Below are 17,289 nucleotides of genomic sequence, written 5' to 3'. Positions count from 1 at the left end.
GCTCATAAGAGCGGTCTTTTTGCTTTAAAGCATAAAGGATTATTTTTCAATAATTGCTGTTACGCCTTGACCACCCGCAGCACAGATCGATACAAGTACACGGCCTGAACCTTTTTGGTTCAATAGTTTTGCAGCAGTTGCGATAATACGACCGCCAGTTGCAGCAAATGGGTGACCTGCAGCAAGAGATGAGCCTTTCACGTTCAATTTAGAACGATCAATTGAACCCAATGGCGCATCTAAGCCTAAACGTTCTTTACAGAATTTTGGATCTTCCCATGCTTTCAGTGTAGACAATACTTGAGATGCAAACGCTTCATGAATTTCATAGTAATCGAAATCTTGTAGCGTAATACCTGCACGTTCAAGCATACGAGGCACTGCATACGCAGGCGCCATCAATAAGCCTTCTTTTTTCTCGACAAAGTCAACCGCCGCTGTTTCTTGGAAAGTTAAATAAGCAAGAACTTCGTGACCGTTTGCTTTTGCCCATTCTTCAGAGGCAAGAAGGACACATGATGCACCATCAGTTAGTGGAGTCGAGTTACCCGCAGTCATCGTACGCGCATCGCCTTTACCAAACGCTGGTTTTAACTTCGCAAGTTTTTCTACTGATGAGTCTGCACGTAAGTTGTTGTCACGCTCTAAACCAAGGAATGGCGTAATCAGGTCATCGAAGAAACCTTCTTCATATGCTGCCGCCATTTTTTGATGTGAAGATGCAGCAAGTTCATCTTGCGCTTCACGAGAGATACCCCATTCAAGCGTCGTAATCGCTTGATGATCACCCATAGAAAGACCTGTACGTGGTTCACCGTTCTTTGGTGCATCCATCAAATCTTTAACATTAATTTTAGTTAATGCTTTTAGGCGGTCTTTACCTGTTTTAGCAATATTCAATTCAAGTAAAGCTTTACGTAAGCCATCACCAAAAGCGATCGGTGCATCAGAGGTTGTATCTACACCACCAGCAACACCCACTTCGATTTGACCCAATGCGATTTTGTTAGCAACCAAGAAAGCTGCTTGTAAACCTGTACCACATGCTTGTTGAATATCGTAAGCAGGTGTTTCAGGAGCAAGTTCGGTATTGAGTACACACTCACGGGTCATGTTAAAGTCACGACTATGTTTTAACACAGCGCCAGCAACAACTTCACCAAGGCGTTGACCTTGAAGGTTGAAGCGTTCAACAAGACCATTTAATGCAGCTGTGAACATATCGCTGTTCGATGCAGTGAAGTAAGCGCCGTTAGAACGAGCGAAAGGAATACGATTACCACCGATAATAGCAACGCGGCGAACTGTGTTTTGACTCATGGTATTATCCTGTTGAACAGACGTTTGAGTTGTTGATTTTGAAGCTGTTTTAGGGGTTGAAGCGGGTGTCTTATTACGCGTAGATGCACGACGAGGACGGCTCGTTTTAGCGGCATCACTTGTAGACTTGGTTGCTGTGCCCGTACTTTTAGCGGTACGTGGCGTACTCTTTGATGTATTTGACACAGTTTCCGTAGTCGGACTTTCGACTGCTGGATTTTCTTGAGTTGTTTTGCTCATAAGGCTTTTCCAAGCATGTTGATGATCTTCTTGACGGCTACATTAGCATATTCACCAAAGGGGTAAATTGACTAAAATGACATTCGCTAAAGCATTCAGGTCAAGCCATCCGTGGTTTAACTCAAGTATGATTCCATGGAAACTGATGGAACTATTGAAATATAAGTATCTGACATCATCTTGAAGTTAAAGGGATATCTTCAGATCCATCAAAAATTAATCTGTATGAGAGATAATAAACATGACTGATCAATACCAAACATTTGCAAAATCTCCTATTGGTAAATTTGTCATCAAAAATTTAGGTTTACCATCACCGACTTTTTTAGAGCGTTTTGAGTCTGCAACACCTGTAGTTAAAGGTGCGGTTTTATTCGGTGCAGCGCCTGCTTCAACATTGTCTGGTGCAATTGCACAAGTCTTGGCAAATATTCATGCCAATAGCTATGCAGGTAATAATGCTGAATTACAACAAGCTGCGGCAAAATCAGGTCTGAACTTAAGCGCATTTAACGAAGGCGATAAAGAGTCTAAGTTTAAAGTTGTGGTATTTGATGCTTCAGGTATTCAAAACTCAGAACAACTGCATGCCTTATATGCATTTTTTAACCCAATCGCGCGTCAAATTCAGGCGTCTGGTCGCGTTGTCGTTGTTGGTACAACACCAGAAACTGCGAAAACTGTGAAACAAGCCATTGCACAACGTGCATTAGAAGGTTTTGTAAAATCAGTCGGTAAAGAGTTTAAGAAAGGGATTGCTGCACAGTTAGTCTATGTGGACGAAGGTGCTGAAGCAAACTTAGAATCTGCATTACGTTTTGTAATTTCACCACGTTCAGCTTATGTATCGGGTCAGGTGATTCGTGTATCTAAAGCAGATGTTGTGGATGTTGATTGGAATAAGCCGCTTGCAGGCAAAACAGCTGTTGTAACAGGTGCAAGCCGTGGTATTGGTGAAGCAATCGCACATGTATTGTCACGTGATGGCGCGCATGTGATTTGTTTAGACGTTCCACAGCAGCAAGCAGACCTTGACCGTGTTGCAGGTGAAATTGGCGGTTCTACGCTCGCGATTGATATTACTGCAAGCGATGCCGGTGAAAAAATCAAAGCGGCGGCAGCTGCTCAAGGTGGTTTGGATATCATCGTGCACAATGCAGGGATTACCCGTGACAAAACTTTGGCCAATATGAAGCCTGAGCTTTGGGACTTGGTGATTAACATTAACTTGTCTGCGATTGAGCGTGTAAATGAATACCTTCTTGAAAATGATGGCTTCAATGCAAATGGTCGTATTGTGTGCGTATCTTCTATTTCAGGTATCGCAGGTAACTTAGGTCAAACCAACTATGCTGCTTCTAAAGCAGGTGTAATTGGTGTGGTTAAATTTACTGCTCCATTATTGAAAAATGGCGTAACAATTAACGCTGTTGCTCCGGGCTTCATTGAAACGCAAATGACTGCTGCGATTCCATTTGCAATCCGTGAAGCAGGTCGTCGTATGAACTCGATGAGTCAAGGTGGTTTACCTGTGGATGTTGCTGAAACGATTGCGATGTTTGCTTCAACTGCGTCGACTGGCTTGAACGGTAACGTGGTACGTGTGTGTGGTCAAAGCTTGTTAGGGGCTTAATTAATCCCTCCCGACCTCCCTTTGAAAAAGAGAGGAGAAGTCCCCCTTTATCAAAGGGGGATGAGGGGGATTTAAAATATCCTTCTTTAAAAGGAAGGGAACTTTATAAAGATAAAACTTCCAAAGGTTTAGTATGAATACTCGCCATTTTAGTCAACTTCCAAAACCTTATTTAGCCTATCCAAAAGTGATTCAAGGCTTGATTTTTAAAAAGCCTAAAGCTGAAAAAGTGCTGCCGCAAGTTGAATATGTGGTGGATTCATTTAAGGTCGATCAAAAACATTTAAAAGCTTATAACGAAGTGTGTAGCTTTAAAAACAATGGTTATATCCCAGCGATTTATTTGGCTGTGCTTTCTCAAAGTTTGCAAATGCATGTGATGACTACGGAAGCTTTTCCATTTGCGATCTTAGGTTTGGTACATATTCGTAACCAAGTGAAGCAATATCGCAAAGTTGGTGTGAATGAAACACTGTCATTGTCATGCAAATTTGGTGAATTACAGCCACATGATAAAGGCGTGCAATTTGACTTTATTACCACTGCAAAAGTGGGCGATGAAGTGGTTGTAGAATCATTAACCACGTATTTAGCACGTCAAAAAACAGAGAACAAAGCTGCGGCAAAATCTACCGAAACAAAGTCAGCTGAGTTGCAAGTTCAAGCTGAATGGAATGTTTCTGAAAATACCGGTCGCCGTTATGCGTTGACTTCTGGTGACTTTAACTTGATTCATATTCATGCTGTAACCGCTAAAGCGTTTGGTTTTAAACAAGCCATTGCACATGGTATGTGGAGTAAAGCCAAAGCCTTGTCGAGCTTAACTTTGCCAGATGCCTATGAAGCGGATGTCTGGTTTAAATTACCGATGTATTTGCCTTCTCAAGTTGAGTTCCTTACTGCACAAACGGGTAAAGATACAGAGTTTGCTATTCGAAATAGTAAGAACAAAAAGCCGCATGTAGCGGGAAGTGTAAAGGCACTTTAAGACTTAAGCCTAAATCGATATCGGTTTAGGCTTTTTTGTTTTAATCTCAAGCGATTCATATTCAAAGGAATGATGATGCAGGCGCTCAAAGAATATCTATTTGCACAGAAGAATAATTTTCAAGGTACGGTTGACGAGGCGTTTCAAGATTTGGCGGCGCAATTTAGCCGGATGCAGGATGCTCGAACCCACTTAGGCGGAGCTGCCTTAGTGGTGTATTTTAAAGGTCAAAAAGTTGTGGATATTTGGACCGGTAAAAAATCAGCCGAAGAAGCTTGGAAGTCCAATACCCCCTCGGTCTGTTATTCCACGGGTAAAGGCGTACTTGCAACGCTAGCACATATTTTAGTGAGTGAAGGCTTTCTAGATTACGATACTCCCGTTGCAGCATATTGGCCGGAGTTTGCTCAAAATGGCAAGTCGGATATCACATTAAGGCACATGCTGAGTCACCAAAGTGGTTTATACGATATCCGTAATATCATTGAAACGGCATCTGAAATGGCAGATTGGCCACATATGCTCAACGTGATTGAACAAGCTAAGCCACGTTTTGAGCCATCAACTGATGCAGCATATCAACCGTTAACCTTCGGTTGGCAAGTCGGTGGTGTACTTGAAAAGGCCACAGGTCGACCGCTTGCTGAACTAATGCAACACTATTTGGTTGAGCCTTTGGCATTGGATCATGCATTTTTTGGCGTACCAGAGCATCAACTTAGTGAGGTTGCTCGCTTGATTCCGAAAAAGAAACAAGTAGAACGTGCTGTAGATACATCTGCACAAGAAAATACCCAAGCGCAGACAACGAAAAAAAAGACTGATACACGAAAACCATCAATCTTTGATCAGCTCCTACAACTTTCGGGACAAAATTTGCAAGACTTTCAAGATGGTATGATTCCAAAAGGAATGCGCAAGTTTTCATTTTTTAGTGATGAGGGTTTACAAGCCATCATTCCTGCAGCAACAGGCGTATTTAGTGCCAATAGTTTAGCGAAAATCTATGCCATGCTAGCCAATCAAGGGCGGTGGCAGGGACAGACCTTAATCACGCCACAAATTTTTGAATCTTTAAGTAAAATTCAATTTAAAAAACGTGATCGTATTATGCCTTTACCAATGAATTGGCGTTTGGGATATCATCGAATTTTAACCTTAGGCAAATCTAGTCAAGGTTTTGGACATATTGGGTTTAATGGTTCTGGGGCTTGGTGTGATCCGCAGCGTGATTTAAGTTTTGCTTATACACATAACTTTGCGACGGGTTCAATCACCGGCGATTATCGCTTATGGGGCTTAACTCAAGAAACGCTACGCTGTGCAGACAAAGCACTTAAAGGACGTAAGGGCTGGCTTTAAGATACTTCGGGATAGAACAGAAATTGGGGAAATGTGAAAAATATGCTATTTTCCCTCGCAGTTTTAGACTGCTGTGATATCCCTATGAAAAAAGTTGTTTTGATTCCCTTAGTAGCAACGTCGGCAATGTTGGGTTGTCAGGATTCAACTCAAACGAAAGCAAAAGAGATAGAAGCGATTACTGCCGAAAAACAGCAAGCTGCATGGGTGGGTGATTTTAAAGGTACAACGCCGTGTATGGGCTGTCTTTCTCGTTGTGAAGATTGTCCCGGTATGGCTGTGGCACTTGAGCTACATGAAGACCAAACCTATACACTTACTCGAGAAAGTCTAAGTGGTCATAACGACGTTGAAGTCCTGAAAGGTGTAATTCGTTTTAAAGATGAATCAAAGCAGCAACTGGAACTCATGAATGTACAAACGCGTAATCTTTTGTATGTAGATTTGGATCAGCAATTACTTGAAATTCGGGAAGACCAGACGGCGAAACGCTATCAAATGCAGAGTGATTTTTTGCTTAAGCGGGCAGAGACTTAATTATAATTAAATCGTTCTTTCTTTACGTAGTTTGTCAGTCATGATAAAAAACCACTTTATAGTCTAATTTTTATAAATAATGATAAAAAAAGAATTATCAATTACGGAGTTATTTGGAATTTTATCCATAGCAGCCCTCACAATTTCTGTTATTTCGAATGCATTTTTCTATTACTCTTTAGATGCTATATGGATAATGTCTGTTTTATCTCCATCATTTTATATTTTTGAAATTATTAAGGTATTAGTCTTAAGTTGTTCAGTCATAGCCGTAGTTGGTGTTCTATTAGATTTCTATAAATTTTTATTTAAACAATATTGCAAAAGTAAGCCTAAAAAGAAAATTTTAGTTTCTAATCATATTACGGAAGCAGAGCTGAAAGAAAAAATCGAACAGTTTTTAAAAAAGCATAAGCTGCTACAAGCTATATTTGTCATTATTGTATGTGTTAGTGGGCTAATTACGCTCTATGTAAATAACTTTATTGGTCAAACTTCAATGCTATGGGGTGCTGTTCTAATTGGTATAACTCTCAATATTTTTACCGATGATGAAGTGCGCAGAGATAAACCACTTAAATTTTTGGTGTTAACCATTCTTGCCATATTTGCTACCTGTTTTTCTGCACAGTTAAAATTAAATGATATAAAGAAGTCGCCTGTAGCTACATTGAAAATCAAAGACGTAAATAAATGGTATGTTCTGGACAGTTTTCAAGGTAATGTAATCTTGTTTAATGATTCAGAAAATAAATCAAATATTAAAGTCGTTAAATTCGAAGATATTGATCGAATTAGTTCCACTGACTAAGAACTTCATTCACTCTTAGACAAAAAAACAGTATGCTTACACCTGTAAAAAGGAGCATACATGTATCAAGTACTTGCACGAAAATACCGTCCACGAAATTTCATTGAACTCGTGGGGCAAAACCATGTGTCACGCGCACTTACCAGTGCCTTAGAACGTGGTCGGTTACATCATGCGTATTTATTTACAGGTACTCGTGGCGTGGGTAAAACCACCATTGCCCGTATTTTGGCAAAATGTCTGAACTGTGAAACAGGTGTAACCTCAACGCCTTGTGAAGTCTGCCCAACGTGTAAAGCAGTAAATGAAGGTCGTTTTATTGATTTAATTGAAATCGATGCGGCATCACGGACCAAAGTTGAAGATACCCGAGAACTTCTCGACAACGTTCCTTATGCACCAACGCAAGGTCGCTTCAAGGTTTATCTAATCGATGAAGTACATATGCTCTCTACGCATTCATTTAATGCGTTATTAAAGACTCTCGAAGAACCGCCAGAGCATGTGAAGTTCTTATTTGCAACCACAGATCCACAAAAATTACCGATTACTGTCATTTCACGTTGCTTGCAATTTACTTTGCGTCCTTTAGCCGTGGATGAAATCACATCGCATTTGACAGATATCTTACAAAAAGAACAAATTCAAGCAGAGCAAGATGCGATTTGGCAAATTGCTGAGTCGGCACAAGGCTCACTGCGTGATGCTTTGTCACTGACCGATCAGGCCATTGCCTATGGTCAAGGTTCAATTCAGCACCAAGATGTTAAAGACATGTTGGGCCTAATTGACCGTACGATCATTTATGATTTGATTTTAGCCATTCATCAAAATCAGCGTGAACGCGTGAGTGCTTTACTCATGCAATTCCGTCAACAAGCGCTGGATGTTTCGCTGGTATTAGATCAGTTGATTTCAACGTTACATGAACTGGCATTATTACAATACTTGCCAGACTTAGCGTTGAAATATAGCGCTGAGATCAATCAAAAAATTATGCAATTGTCGCAGTTGATTTCAGCTCAAGATTTGCAGTTGTATTATCAAGTCACATGCAAAGGTCGGGCAGACTTGCAGTTGGCAGTCACGCAAGAGCAAGGTTTTGAGATGTGTGTGCTACGTCTATTAGCATTCCGACCATTACAGCCAAACGAAATGTTGGTCTCTGCCGTACAGCAAGAGTCAGCCGCACAGCCACAGCTTGCTCAAAATCAGGCCGAAACAGTTCAGCCGACTCAAACACAGTCTTTGCAGAAACCCAATACCGTTGTTGAGTCTGCTGCACAGGTTGCCACTGTTGAGCAGCCTGAAGCTGTACCCGCTGTAGACACATCGCCAGCTTTCGATGATTTTGATGATTCACATTATGATGACGATGATGGCTATGTTTCTGCACCTGCAGTCGATGAACCTTCATCTGATGATTTTTTAGATGATCCTGAAGAAGACGCAATAAGCCAAACTTCTACAGCATCTACAGCAAATGGCACTCTAGATACGCAAGAGGTTGCACCGGTTGAGTCTGTATCGACACAGCAAAATGACACGCTTGTTATGGATGCCGTGGCAGAAGACACATTATTTGATTTAGATCCGACGCCGAGTACTGAAACTGAAGAAGTTGATGTGAGCGCTATAAATTTTGAAGATATTGCACCTTTAGAACCAACAGCTTTAGAGTCAAAAAGTGTAGAGCCTGAAACAGCTCAGCCACATTTGATCAATGCCATTGAACCACAACATGTGGTGAATGAATCAGTTTCGGGTGCTCAAGGTGACAATGGTTTTGATCTAGCATCAGCACAAGTTACGCAAAGTTCCGTTTCTTCGGATGCTGTTCAAACGGGTTCATCTTCTACCTTGATGCCACAAGATATTTTGACTTTACAGCCTCAAACCCTTGAAGGTGAGTGGACGGTCGAAAAGTGGGAGTATTGGTTCCGAAATAGTCAACTTTCACCTGCGGTACAAGAGTTGGCTCAGCATGGCATCATGCGCGGTACGATTGACGGTGAATCGACTTTCCATATTCCAAAGCGATACGAAGCTTTAGTGACTCAATTGCAGCATGTATTGGAACAAGCCATTCATGCACAATGGTCAAAATGTCGTTTCCATATCAGCTTTGAAGATGTCGAAGAAACCACACCGTTTGCTTTACAACATGTCCGCAAGGAAAAAGCCTTTGCACGTGCAAATGAGTTATTACATGCTGAGCCTGTTGTGAAAGACTTACTCAAAAGCTTTGATGGTGAGTTGCAAAATATCCAGCTCAAATAAGTTTCAAGCTGGATATAAAAATTAAAGTAAAAATTGAGTTAAAGCATCTCGCATATCTTCGGGTATCGAGGTGCTTTTTCGTGTTTGGCGGTCAACAAATACATGCACGAAATGTCCTTGAGCTGCAGCCTCATTTTGTCCTTGTTTAAAAATGGCTAAGTCATAGCGCAGTGAAGAATTACCAATTTTTTCAATCGCAACTCCAACTTCAATGATTTCTGGATAGGACAGTTCTTGTAAAAAGCTGCAGGCTGAATCGACCACTAAACCAATGATCGGGGTATTTCGCAAATCAAAACCGGCATGTTGAATCAATAGCGCATTTGCAGCGGTATCAAAATAGCTGTAATAAGTGACATTATTGACATGGCCATACATATCGTTGTCTGCCCAACGCGTTTGGATTGGAAATAAAAAACGATAGTTTTGGCGGTGTTTAGTTTCAGGTTTCATCGTTGGTATTTTCTTTATTTCAAAAATGAGTGAACTTTAGGCATAAATTGATTGGTAAATCTGGCGAGCGTCTTCAAACTGCAGTTCTCGCGGATTATTTTGTAATAGTCGTGTTTGTAATAGCGCATCTTCTGCTAAACGATCGAGCATATTTTCAGGCACATTGAGTTGACTGAGTTTAAGCACCAAACCGCTCTGATCTAAATGATTTTGCATATGATCAATAAATAAATCACATAAACCATCGGTACAGCCCGTACTGTATGGGTCTAGCCAACTCATAAGTTCTGCATAATGCTGCTTGGCCTGAGGTGCATTAAACTTTAACACTTCAGCGAGAACCAGTGCATTGGTATGACCATGCGAGAGATGAAAGTGTCCACCGAGTGGATAGGCGAGTGCATGCACCGCTGCAACTGGTGCATTAGCAAAGGCCTGACCTGCAAGCATTGAACCGACTAGCATGTGCTGACGCGCTTCGAGGTTATGTCCATCTTGTAAAACCAGTGCTAAGTTTTTATTTAATAAACGCAAAGCTTGTTTGGCGAGCATATCCGCATACGGATTTTTTTTAATTTTTGACGTATAGGCTTCAATGGCATGCACCATGGCATCGATACCTGTCGCTGCGGTAATATGTGCGGGAAGATTTAATGTAAAGTTCGCATCGAGGATACAGACATCGGCATACAGTACAGGGGAGACGATACCTGTTTTGGTGGTTTCACCTGTAGTGACGATAGAGATTGGTGTGACTTCAGAGCCGGTCCCTGCCGTTGTCGGAATCAAAATGAGCGGTAAGCGTGGTCGTTTTGCATTAGCTACACCATATAAATCACTGATCTGCTGTGTTTGCTTAGGATGAGCCAAGATCGCAATAATTTTAGCTACATCCATTGAACTGCCACCGCCAAAACCAATAATCAAATCCACTTTTTCATTCTTGGCAAATTGAACTGCATCTAAAACTATATGTTCTGCAGGGTCAGCTTGAATACTGGAATAAATCACATAATCTTGATGGATACTTTCTAAAATATCCAAAATGGGTAAATGTAATTGTTGTTGCAACATACCGGGGTCGGTCACAAGCATGACACGTTTGGCTTGAAAGTCGTCTAGGACCTCTCTCAGTTGGGAAATAGAGCCTAAGCCTGAAATAATATTGCTGACGGTTTGAAACTGAAATTGACTCATTGGCTTATCCCTAATTTTTTATATCCAAATAAACATTATTCTTGAGTGTTGATATAGGATTCATCCTGTAAATAACTTAACATAAGACGCTTGAAATAAAAGTAGTCTTGAGGTTGTTATGTCATCCAGCACGCCATATAAGGTGTTGTGTGTTTGTTTAGGAAATATTTGCCGTTCACCTACGGCTGAAGTGGTTTTTAGACATTTTTGTGATGAAGCGCAACTCAATATTCACGTCGATTCTGCGGGTACGAGCAATTATCATCCGGGTAAAGCGCCTGATCTTCGTAGTCAACAGCATGCAAAATTACGTGGCTATAACTTATCTGCATTACGCGCACGTCAGTTAACGGTTCATGATTTTATTAAATTTGATTTGATCTTGGCCATGGACTACGAAAATTTAGACAATATTCAAAACCTCATGCAAAAAGCGCAGCAACAATTGGGTCAGCTACGTGCCCAAGTGTCTTTGATGAGTCAACATGATCACCAATATCCGCAACAAGAAGTACCAGATCCGTACTATGGTGGTGATGCAGGGTTTGAACATGTATTAGATCAATGCGAATCTAGCAGTCAGGCTTGGGTCAATTATTTAAAAACTCAGTTACAAGCACAGCAAAAAAATTAAGGTTTAAGAATGCAAATTCAAACACAGGTTCAGCTTAAGCCATTTAATACATTAAGTCTCGATGCTGTAGCATCTCATTATGTACGTGTTCAATCGGTAGAAGATATCCAAGCAGCGCTCGACTTTGCCAAAGCTGAGCAATTAAATGTATTGGTACTTTCAGGAGGCAGTAATATGCTGTTGCCTGAGCAAATACATGCTTTAGTGATGCATATGGATATTCAAGGTATTGAATATGTACAAGACGATGCCGCAACCCAAACTTTAAAAGTGGGTGCAGGGCAAGTGTGGCATGACTTTGTACTTTGGACGACGGCACACCAGTTTTATGGCTTACAAAATCTAGCATTGATACCCGGTTTAGTAGGGGCTTCACCTGTCCAAAATATCGGGGCTTATGGTGTTGAAGCGGGTGAATTTATTGAATCTGTACAGGTCTATGATCGTGTAAAAAAACAGCAAAGTAGTATTAGCGCTGCCGATTGTCATTTTTCATATCGCCATAGTATTTTTAAAGATGAGCCAGAGCGTTTTATTATTACGCATGTCACTTTTAAACTTTTAAAACACGCCGATTTAAAATTAAATTATGGTGATTTAAAGCAGGCTGTAAGCGAAGACTTAAGTGCAGAAAACCTACAACAGCAAGTCATTCATATCCGCCAAACTAAACTTCCAGATCCCAAAGAATTTCCAAATGTCGGAAGTTTCTTTAAAAATCCTGTGATTAGCCAGCAAGCCTTTGACCAAATTGCGCTGCAATTTCCAAATTTACCCCATTACCCACAACCGAATAATGCGGTAAAACTGGCAGCGGGCTGGTTGATTGACCAAGCGGGTTGGAAAGGGAAATCTGTGGGTTCAGTGGGAATGTTTCATAAGCAAGCTTTGGTATTGGTCAATTACCAAGACGCCACGCTGCAAGATGTGCGTACAACTTACAAAGCTGTACAACATGATGTTTTTGAAAAATTTAATATTGAACTACATCCAGAGCCTGTATTATTTGATACAAATGGCTTGATTCGATCTCACGCAGATTAATAAAAACATAGGTTTTAGATTTATGCATAAAACACATTGGATGGTTCGCTTAGTACAAATTGCCGCAGTGCTATTTGTACTTTTGGGCTGTCTGATGATTTTTATCTATACGCCGTTTTATTCTAAATTGATCGTTAAAAGTTTAAATTATTTCGTTCCTGTAGAAGTCAATCAGCTCGCAGCGCAAAGTCAAAAACTCGGTGCTTTGAGTGATGATGATAATTATGAGCCGGGTTCTGACTTATGGATCGCGCGCCAAGCGTATTTAAAACTCATGGAGCAAGCCATACAGTCTGATGAGCCTCAAGACTTGACCCTTATACAAGCGCGTTATAAGGCTTTACAGCAGCTCATTGAAGAAGAACATGAAAAAGAAATAAGTGATAATCAAAAGGACATACCGAAAGTTCCTTTGCTGAATCCTTCTGCATCCGAGGCGGCATCCTCTGAAGCAATGGCGGAAAATCCTGCTCAAAAAATGAAAGAGCTGCTCGAACTCAATAGTGCGGAAAATAAAGGACTCATGACGCAATATACAGAGTTCTTAAAAACTCATGAAATTGAACAAGCTGCTTCAGAAGCGGAACCGATCGATGATGAAACCTATCTTGATCTAGCCAAAATGAAAGATAAAACCCTGAAGCAGCCAACCGCAGATCCGTATGCGATCGTGGTGTTAGGTGGTGGCTTAACTTTAGATAAAAATGATAAAGATATCGTGGTGAATGACTACACACGACTTCGACTGGAAAAAACACTCGATGTCGAACGCACACATAAGCTACCGATTGTACTGAGTGGTGTGGAAGCACCGTATATGCAAGCTTGGTTAAAGCAATATGATGTCGATGCGAAATTGCTTGAAAACCGGAGTATGAATACTTGCGAAAATTCACGCTTTAGTTCGTTACTTTTACAGAAAAAAGGCGGCGCACCGACGGTTATTTTAATCACCGACCAATATCATATGCCTCGAACACGGCGTTTATTTGCATTAAATGGTATCGAAACCATTCCTGTTGTTGCACCTATGCCAACGACATTAACCACATGGCGACCAAGTGAAAAAAATTATGACCATAGTCGTCGTGCCAATTATGAATTATTAGCTACCTTACGTGACGTTTGGTTTGGCTCAAGTGACTGTCGGGAGGTCCCATAATGTCAGATATCCCATTTCTTAATCCTTCGATCCTTAAACAATTAGATCTTCCTGTTCCAAGTCGAGAATTAACCCCACAATTATTAGAACCGCTAAATTTAAATCGGCCGTTTGAGCCTAGTGTCGAAATACAATCTTATCGACGACTCTACGGCTTAGATGCCTTGAACTGCGAACATTGGCAAGGCTATGTAGAAATGCCTTTGTTCAAACTACATGTACAAGTGTTTCAACCGAAACTAAAGGCTGAAACAGATGTCATTAAAGGCACTGTATTTTTATTACATGGTTATTTAGAGCATAGTGGAATATATCAGCCGATTATTCGTGAGCTCTTAGATCAAGGTTTTAGTGTTTTGACCTATGATTTACCGGGGCATGGTCTAAGCAATGGCTCGCCAGCCAGTATTCAAAACTTTGACCATTACCAACAAGTTTTGGAAGCGGTATATCGTTATGTGAAACATGCAGCTCAATTACCGACACCGTGGTTAGGGATTGGGCAGAGTACGGGTGGTGCGATTTGGCTGCATCATCTGTTAGATTTTGCTGAACATCGCAAAAACCCTTATGTCGAACGGGTTTTATTATTATCTCCGCTGATTCGTCCTGCAAAAACGGCATGGTGGCATAACTCGGTTGGATTAGGCATTATTCGTCGTATTAAACGTGAAGTGCCACGTCATTTTAGACGGAATAATCACAACCCTGAGTTTTTACGTTTTGTACGTTTAAAGGATCCTCTACAACCTCGAATGATGGGGATGGATTGGATTTTGGCCATGTCAAAATGGATGCAGGAAATGGAAGAACGACCTGCGTGTCGTATTCCAGTGTGGTTAGCTCAAGGCGCACAGGATCAAACGGTGGATTGGCGTTATAACATTGAGTTTATACGTCGTAAATTCCGTTTACAGACGCTTCTCATGCTTGAAGAAGGTTCACATCAGCTGATTAATGAACGTGCCGATATTCGTGCTGCATTAACAGGTTTGATCCCGGCATTCTTGCATGCTCAATCCAACAGTAAGTCTTATTACTAACTGATGTTACGCACGTAAAAGTAATTACGCATTTTTAAAATGATTTTTAATTTTATTCGACGGAGTCTTACATCTAGAGATTAAATAAAAGGATTAGCCTTCGGCTGGAGGTACTCTTACGAAACATTGTTTCTCATTAGGCAAAATGAGAAGCAAAGCTTCGCAAGGAAACCATCTTGCGGTGCAATGCACCTCACTGACAAAACTCGTTCACTAGCATCTACTTATTCAAACTATCGCAAAAACTTTTTTGATTAGATGTCGTCCTGTCTCAAACACTTGCGGATGACGTTGCCGCGTATCGTTCTTTTATTTGAATCAAATTGCGCTTCTGGTGTTACTGCGTAACATTAGTTACTAATCAGGACGTTTATAAATGAATCAGTGTTATTGATCTAGACGAAAAAAAAGAGGCGTAGTCGCCTCTTTTTTATGCGGTAAGGATTAGAACTTTTCTAGATGGGCCATATTCCACATACGGAAATAGAAGTTTTCCTCATCTTTATTTTCACAGCTGAGTAGCTCCCCATCTTTTAACCAAAAATGTAGCTGTGCATAGTTTTTAATTTCACGGTTATTAATGCGCTGCGCTAGATGGTGCGCACGGATATCTGATGGATGTTGTAAACCTGCTGAGGCAATAAGTTCAGATAAGCCATGCAAGGTATTTTTGTGGAAATTAAAAACACGTTCTGCTTTGGTCGGAACATGGATAGCTTTTTGACGGTCTTTGTCCTGCGTTGCAACGCCAACAGGACATTGGTTGGTATGACAGCTTTGAGCTTGAATACAGCCGACTGCAAACATAAAGCCACGAGCTGAGTTCACCCAATCTGCACCAATTGCCATGGTACTGGCAATATCAAAGGCACTAATAATTTTTCCACTGGCACCGACTTTAATTTTTGAACGTAAGCCTGCACCAATTAGGGTGTTATTGACAAAGAGTAGGCCTTCACGCAGGGGTGTCCCCATATTATCAATCAGTTCTATCGGTGCTGCGCCAGTCCCACCTTCAGAACCATCTACCACGATAAAATCAGGTGTAATCCCCGTATGTAACATAGCTTTTACGATACTCATAAACTGCCATGGTTGCCCGATACACAGTTTAAAGCCTACAGGTTTACCTTCGGAAAGCTCGCGCAATTGCTGAATAAATTGCATCATTTCAATAGGGGTGCTAAAGGCAGGATGGCTAGATGGAGAGATACAGTCATGTTCACGGCTGACACCACGGATTTGAGCAATCTCTTCGGAAATTTTGTCTTTAGGTAAAATGCCACCATGGCCTGGTTTTGCACCTTGAGATAATTTGATCTCAATCATTTTGACTTGAGGGTGCTTGGCTTGTTCAGCAAAACGTACAGGGTCGAATTGACCATCAATCGTACGACAGCCAAAGTAACCACTACCGAGTTCCCAGACAATGTCGCCACCATTTTCTAAGTGATACGGACTGATACTACCTTCACCGGTGTCATGGTAGAAATTGCCCATTTTTGCGCCTAAGTTTAAGGCACGAATGGCATTGGCACTTAAGCTACCAAAGCTCATCGCAGAAATGTTTAATATCGATGCGCTATACGGTTGCTTACATTGTTCATTACCGATGTTAATACGGAATGTTTCAGGAATGGCAGGAATGCAAGGTGACAAGGAGTGATTGATAAAGCGGTAATCATTTTGGTAAACATCAACAATTGAACCAAATGGTTTATCTGCATTTTGGTTTTTTGCACGTTGATAGACCAAGCTACGTTGCATACGAGAAAAGGGCAGTGCATCTTGATCAGATTCAATAAAATATTGGCGAATTTCAGGTCGAAATTCTTCAAATAGAAAACGAAAGTGCCCCATGATGGGGTAATTTTTTAAGATCGAATGTTTGTTTTGTATGACGTCATACAAACCCAATAAACTCAAAAGCCCAGTAATGACCCAGATACTATTCAATAAGGTTTGTGGAATAAAATATTGAATATAACGAGGGGAATAACCTAAATGAAAACTCGAAATGAGTAGGAAGATAAAAATACAAGCAAACCAAATGGAATGCCGAGAAAAAAAAGTATTTAGTAGCTTGTGGCGAATAGTTTGCGCTGGACTGGCCATATTTTGAAAAATCTTATTCAGCTCATTTGCTCATAATTTGCCGAGTTTATGCACAATGCTCAAGCTTTAATTTGTTGATTCAGTGTAGCATTTATAAAAAGCAGCACTGAAGTTGGATGAATTTTTCATTTAAATCCAAATCAGATAAGAAAAGCAGGAATGTTCTTTAAGAAAATTTATGAAAAGTAGCGCGGTTCTTGTTATTTCACAGTGTACAAAATGGAGGTTAAAGTGATTTTACTTTCTAAACACGAGGTGCTGAATATGACTATGAAATCTATTCGTTATAATAATGCCGACCTAGCCTGCCTATGTCAGTAATTGATTATAGCCATGAGAAATTAGCGCTACGGCATAAGGTATTCAGCAGATACTTATGCTGTAGTTCCTTTGACCTAAACGACTAAAATTACAAAAATATTCTAAGAAATTATCCAGTCCTAGCGTTGGGACTTTTTTATGTGTTGATA

Annotated in this window: 14 protein-coding genes; 10 read left to right on the top strand and 4 right to left on the bottom strand. The window is 40.7% G+C overall.

Translation table 11 applies throughout. The annotated features are described in order from the left end of the window. Nucleotides 1-39: 39 nt before the first annotated feature. A complete protein-coding gene (locus tag FTT88_RS00995; RefSeq protein ID WP_180173638.1) occupies nucleotides 40-1,560 on the bottom strand; it encodes an acetyl-CoA C-acetyltransferase in 1,521 nt (506 codons plus the stop codon). A 241-nt stretch (nucleotides 1,561-1,801) separates the two neighbouring features. Here FTT88_RS00995 and FTT88_RS00990 point away from each other — a divergent pair, with 241 nt between their 5' ends. From FTT88_RS00990 to dnaX, 6 genes are all read left to right on the top strand, one after another. Further along, a complete protein-coding gene (locus FTT88_RS00990) occupies nucleotides 1,802-3,193 on the top strand; it encodes a 3-oxoacyl-ACP reductase (RefSeq protein WP_180041156.1) in 1,392 nt (463 codons plus the stop codon). A 133-nt stretch (nucleotides 3,194-3,326) separates the two neighbouring features. Further along, nucleotides 3,327-4,181: a MaoC/PaaZ C-terminal domain-containing protein gene (locus FTT88_RS00985; protein ID WP_180173637.1), complete on the top strand. Its 855-nt coding sequence runs from the start codon at nucleotides 3,327-3,329 to the stop codon at nucleotides 4,179-4,181. 75 nt (nucleotides 4,182-4,256) lie between these two features. Beyond that, on the top strand, nucleotides 4,257-5,543 hold the full coding sequence (locus FTT88_RS00980) for a serine hydrolase (protein ID WP_180173636.1): 1,287 nt from the start codon (nucleotides 4,257-4,259) through the stop codon (nucleotides 5,541-5,543). An 84-nt stretch (nucleotides 5,544-5,627) separates the two neighbouring features. Then, nucleotides 5,628-6,080, top strand: a complete 453-nt coding sequence (locus FTT88_RS00975; protein WP_180123652.1) for a copper resistance protein NlpE N-terminal domain-containing protein — start codon at nucleotides 5,628-5,630, stop codon at nucleotides 6,078-6,080. 79 nt (nucleotides 6,081-6,159) lie between these two features. Further along, on the top strand, nucleotides 6,160-6,891 hold the full coding sequence (locus FTT88_RS00970) for a hypothetical protein (protein ID WP_180010374.1): 732 nt from the start codon (nucleotides 6,160-6,162) through the stop codon (nucleotides 6,889-6,891). A 60-nt stretch (nucleotides 6,892-6,951) separates the two neighbouring features. Then, nucleotides 6,952-9,171 carry a DNA polymerase III subunit gamma/tau gene (dnaX, locus tag FTT88_RS00965; RefSeq protein ID WP_180173635.1) on the top strand — a complete coding sequence of 740 codons (2,220 nt, stop codon included), beginning with the start codon at nucleotides 6,952-6,954 and terminating at the stop codon, nucleotides 9,169-9,171. 21 nt (nucleotides 9,172-9,192) lie between these two features. Here the strand turns inward: dnaX and FTT88_RS00960 are convergent, their stop codons facing one another. Together FTT88_RS00960 and FTT88_RS00955 are read right to left on the bottom strand one after the other, a co-directional pair. Further along, nucleotides 9,193-9,624, bottom strand: a complete 432-nt coding sequence (locus tag FTT88_RS00960) for a thioesterase family protein (protein ID WP_180022006.1) — start codon at nucleotides 9,622-9,624, stop codon at nucleotides 9,193-9,195. Between the two features lie 36 nt (nucleotides 9,625-9,660). Continuing rightward, the gene (locus tag FTT88_RS00955; protein WP_168377751.1) at nucleotides 9,661-10,821 is read right to left on the bottom strand and encodes an iron-containing alcohol dehydrogenase; all 1,161 of its coding nucleotides are present in this window, start codon (nucleotides 10,819-10,821) and stop codon (nucleotides 9,661-9,663) included. Between the two features lie 118 nt (nucleotides 10,822-10,939). Here FTT88_RS00955 and FTT88_RS00950 point away from each other — a divergent pair, with 118 nt between their 5' ends. Genes FTT88_RS00950 through FTT88_RS00935 form a run of 4 tightly spaced genes read left to right on the top strand, consistent with a single transcriptional unit; the run spans nucleotide 10,940 to nucleotide 14,704 of the window. Continuing rightward, entirely contained in the window at nucleotides 10,940-11,455 is a 516-nt protein-coding gene (locus FTT88_RS00950) for a low molecular weight protein-tyrosine-phosphatase (protein ID WP_180005225.1), read from the top strand. A 9-nt stretch (nucleotides 11,456-11,464) separates the two neighbouring features. Continuing rightward, nucleotides 11,465-12,499 (top strand): UDP-N-acetylmuramate dehydrogenase, encoded by a 1,035-nt coding sequence (gene murB / locus FTT88_RS00945; RefSeq protein ID WP_180005226.1) that lies wholly within the window; start codon nucleotides 11,465-11,467, stop codon nucleotides 12,497-12,499. 22 nt (nucleotides 12,500-12,521) lie between these two features. After that, complete coding sequence (locus FTT88_RS00940; protein WP_180050617.1) at nucleotides 12,522-13,661, top strand: YdcF family protein; 1,140 nt, start codon at nucleotides 12,522-12,524, stop codon at nucleotides 13,659-13,661. Then, entirely contained in the window at nucleotides 13,661-14,704 is a 1,044-nt protein-coding gene (locus FTT88_RS00935) for an alpha/beta hydrolase (RefSeq protein ID WP_168377747.1), read from the top strand. Before FTT88_RS00940 ends, FTT88_RS00935 begins: the two co-directional genes overlap by 1 nt. A 444-nt stretch (nucleotides 14,705-15,148) precedes the next feature. Here FTT88_RS00935 and FTT88_RS00930 read toward each other — a convergent pair whose 3' ends face one another. Then, nucleotides 15,149-16,819, bottom strand: a complete 1,671-nt coding sequence (locus tag FTT88_RS00930; RefSeq protein ID WP_078188593.1) for an FMN-binding glutamate synthase family protein — start codon at nucleotides 16,817-16,819, stop codon at nucleotides 15,149-15,151. Nucleotides 16,820-17,289: the final 470 nt, after the last annotated feature.

Source organism: Acinetobacter sp. YH01024 (assembly GCF_013420195.1).
GTDB lineage: Bacteria > Pseudomonadota > Gammaproteobacteria > Pseudomonadales > Moraxellaceae > Acinetobacter > Acinetobacter amyesii.
The sequence above is the reverse complement of the archived record's forward strand: the minus strand, read 5'-3'. Positions and strand labels throughout refer to the sequence as shown.

Excerpts from the sequence above, each read along its gene's own strand:
- FTT88_RS00995 (WP_180173638.1), bottom strand. The coding sequence starts at position 1,560 with ATGAGCAAAACAACTCAAGAAAATCCAGCAGTCGAAAGTCCGACTACG.
- FTT88_RS00990 (WP_180041156.1), top strand. The coding sequence starts at position 1,802 with ATGACTGATCAATACCAAACATTTGCAAAATCTCCTATTGGTAAATTT.
- FTT88_RS00985 (WP_180173637.1), top strand. The coding sequence starts at position 3,327 with ATGAATACTCGCCATTTTAGTCAACTTCCAAAACCTTATTTAGCCTAT.
- FTT88_RS00980 (WP_180173636.1), top strand. The coding sequence starts at position 4,257 with ATGCAGGCGCTCAAAGAATATCTATTTGCACAGAAGAATAATTTTCAA.
- FTT88_RS00975 (WP_180123652.1), top strand. The coding sequence starts at position 5,628 with ATGAAAAAAGTTGTTTTGATTCCCTTAGTAGCAACGTCGGCAATGTTG.
- FTT88_RS00970 (WP_180010374.1), top strand. The coding sequence starts at position 6,160 with ATGATAAAAAAAGAATTATCAATTACGGAGTTATTTGGAATTTTATCC.
- dnaX (WP_180173635.1), top strand. The coding sequence starts at position 6,952 with ATGTATCAAGTACTTGCACGAAAATACCGTCCACGAAATTTCATTGAA.
- FTT88_RS00960 (WP_180022006.1), bottom strand. The coding sequence starts at position 9,624 with ATGAAACCTGAAACTAAACACCGCCAAAACTATCGTTTTTTATTTCCA.
- FTT88_RS00955 (WP_168377751.1), bottom strand. The coding sequence starts at position 10,821 with ATGAGTCAATTTCAGTTTCAAACCGTCAGCAATATTATTTCAGGCTTA.
- FTT88_RS00950 (WP_180005225.1), top strand. The coding sequence starts at position 10,940 with ATGTCATCCAGCACGCCATATAAGGTGTTGTGTGTTTGTTTAGGAAAT.
- murB (WP_180005226.1), top strand. The coding sequence starts at position 11,465 with ATGCAAATTCAAACACAGGTTCAGCTTAAGCCATTTAATACATTAAGT.
- FTT88_RS00940 (WP_180050617.1), top strand. The coding sequence starts at position 12,522 with ATGCATAAAACACATTGGATGGTTCGCTTAGTACAAATTGCCGCAGTG.
- FTT88_RS00935 (WP_168377747.1), top strand. The coding sequence starts at position 13,661 with ATGTCAGATATCCCATTTCTTAATCCTTCGATCCTTAAACAATTAGAT.
- FTT88_RS00930 (WP_078188593.1), bottom strand. The coding sequence starts at position 16,819 with ATGGCCAGTCCAGCGCAAACTATTCGCCACAAGCTACTAAATACTTTT.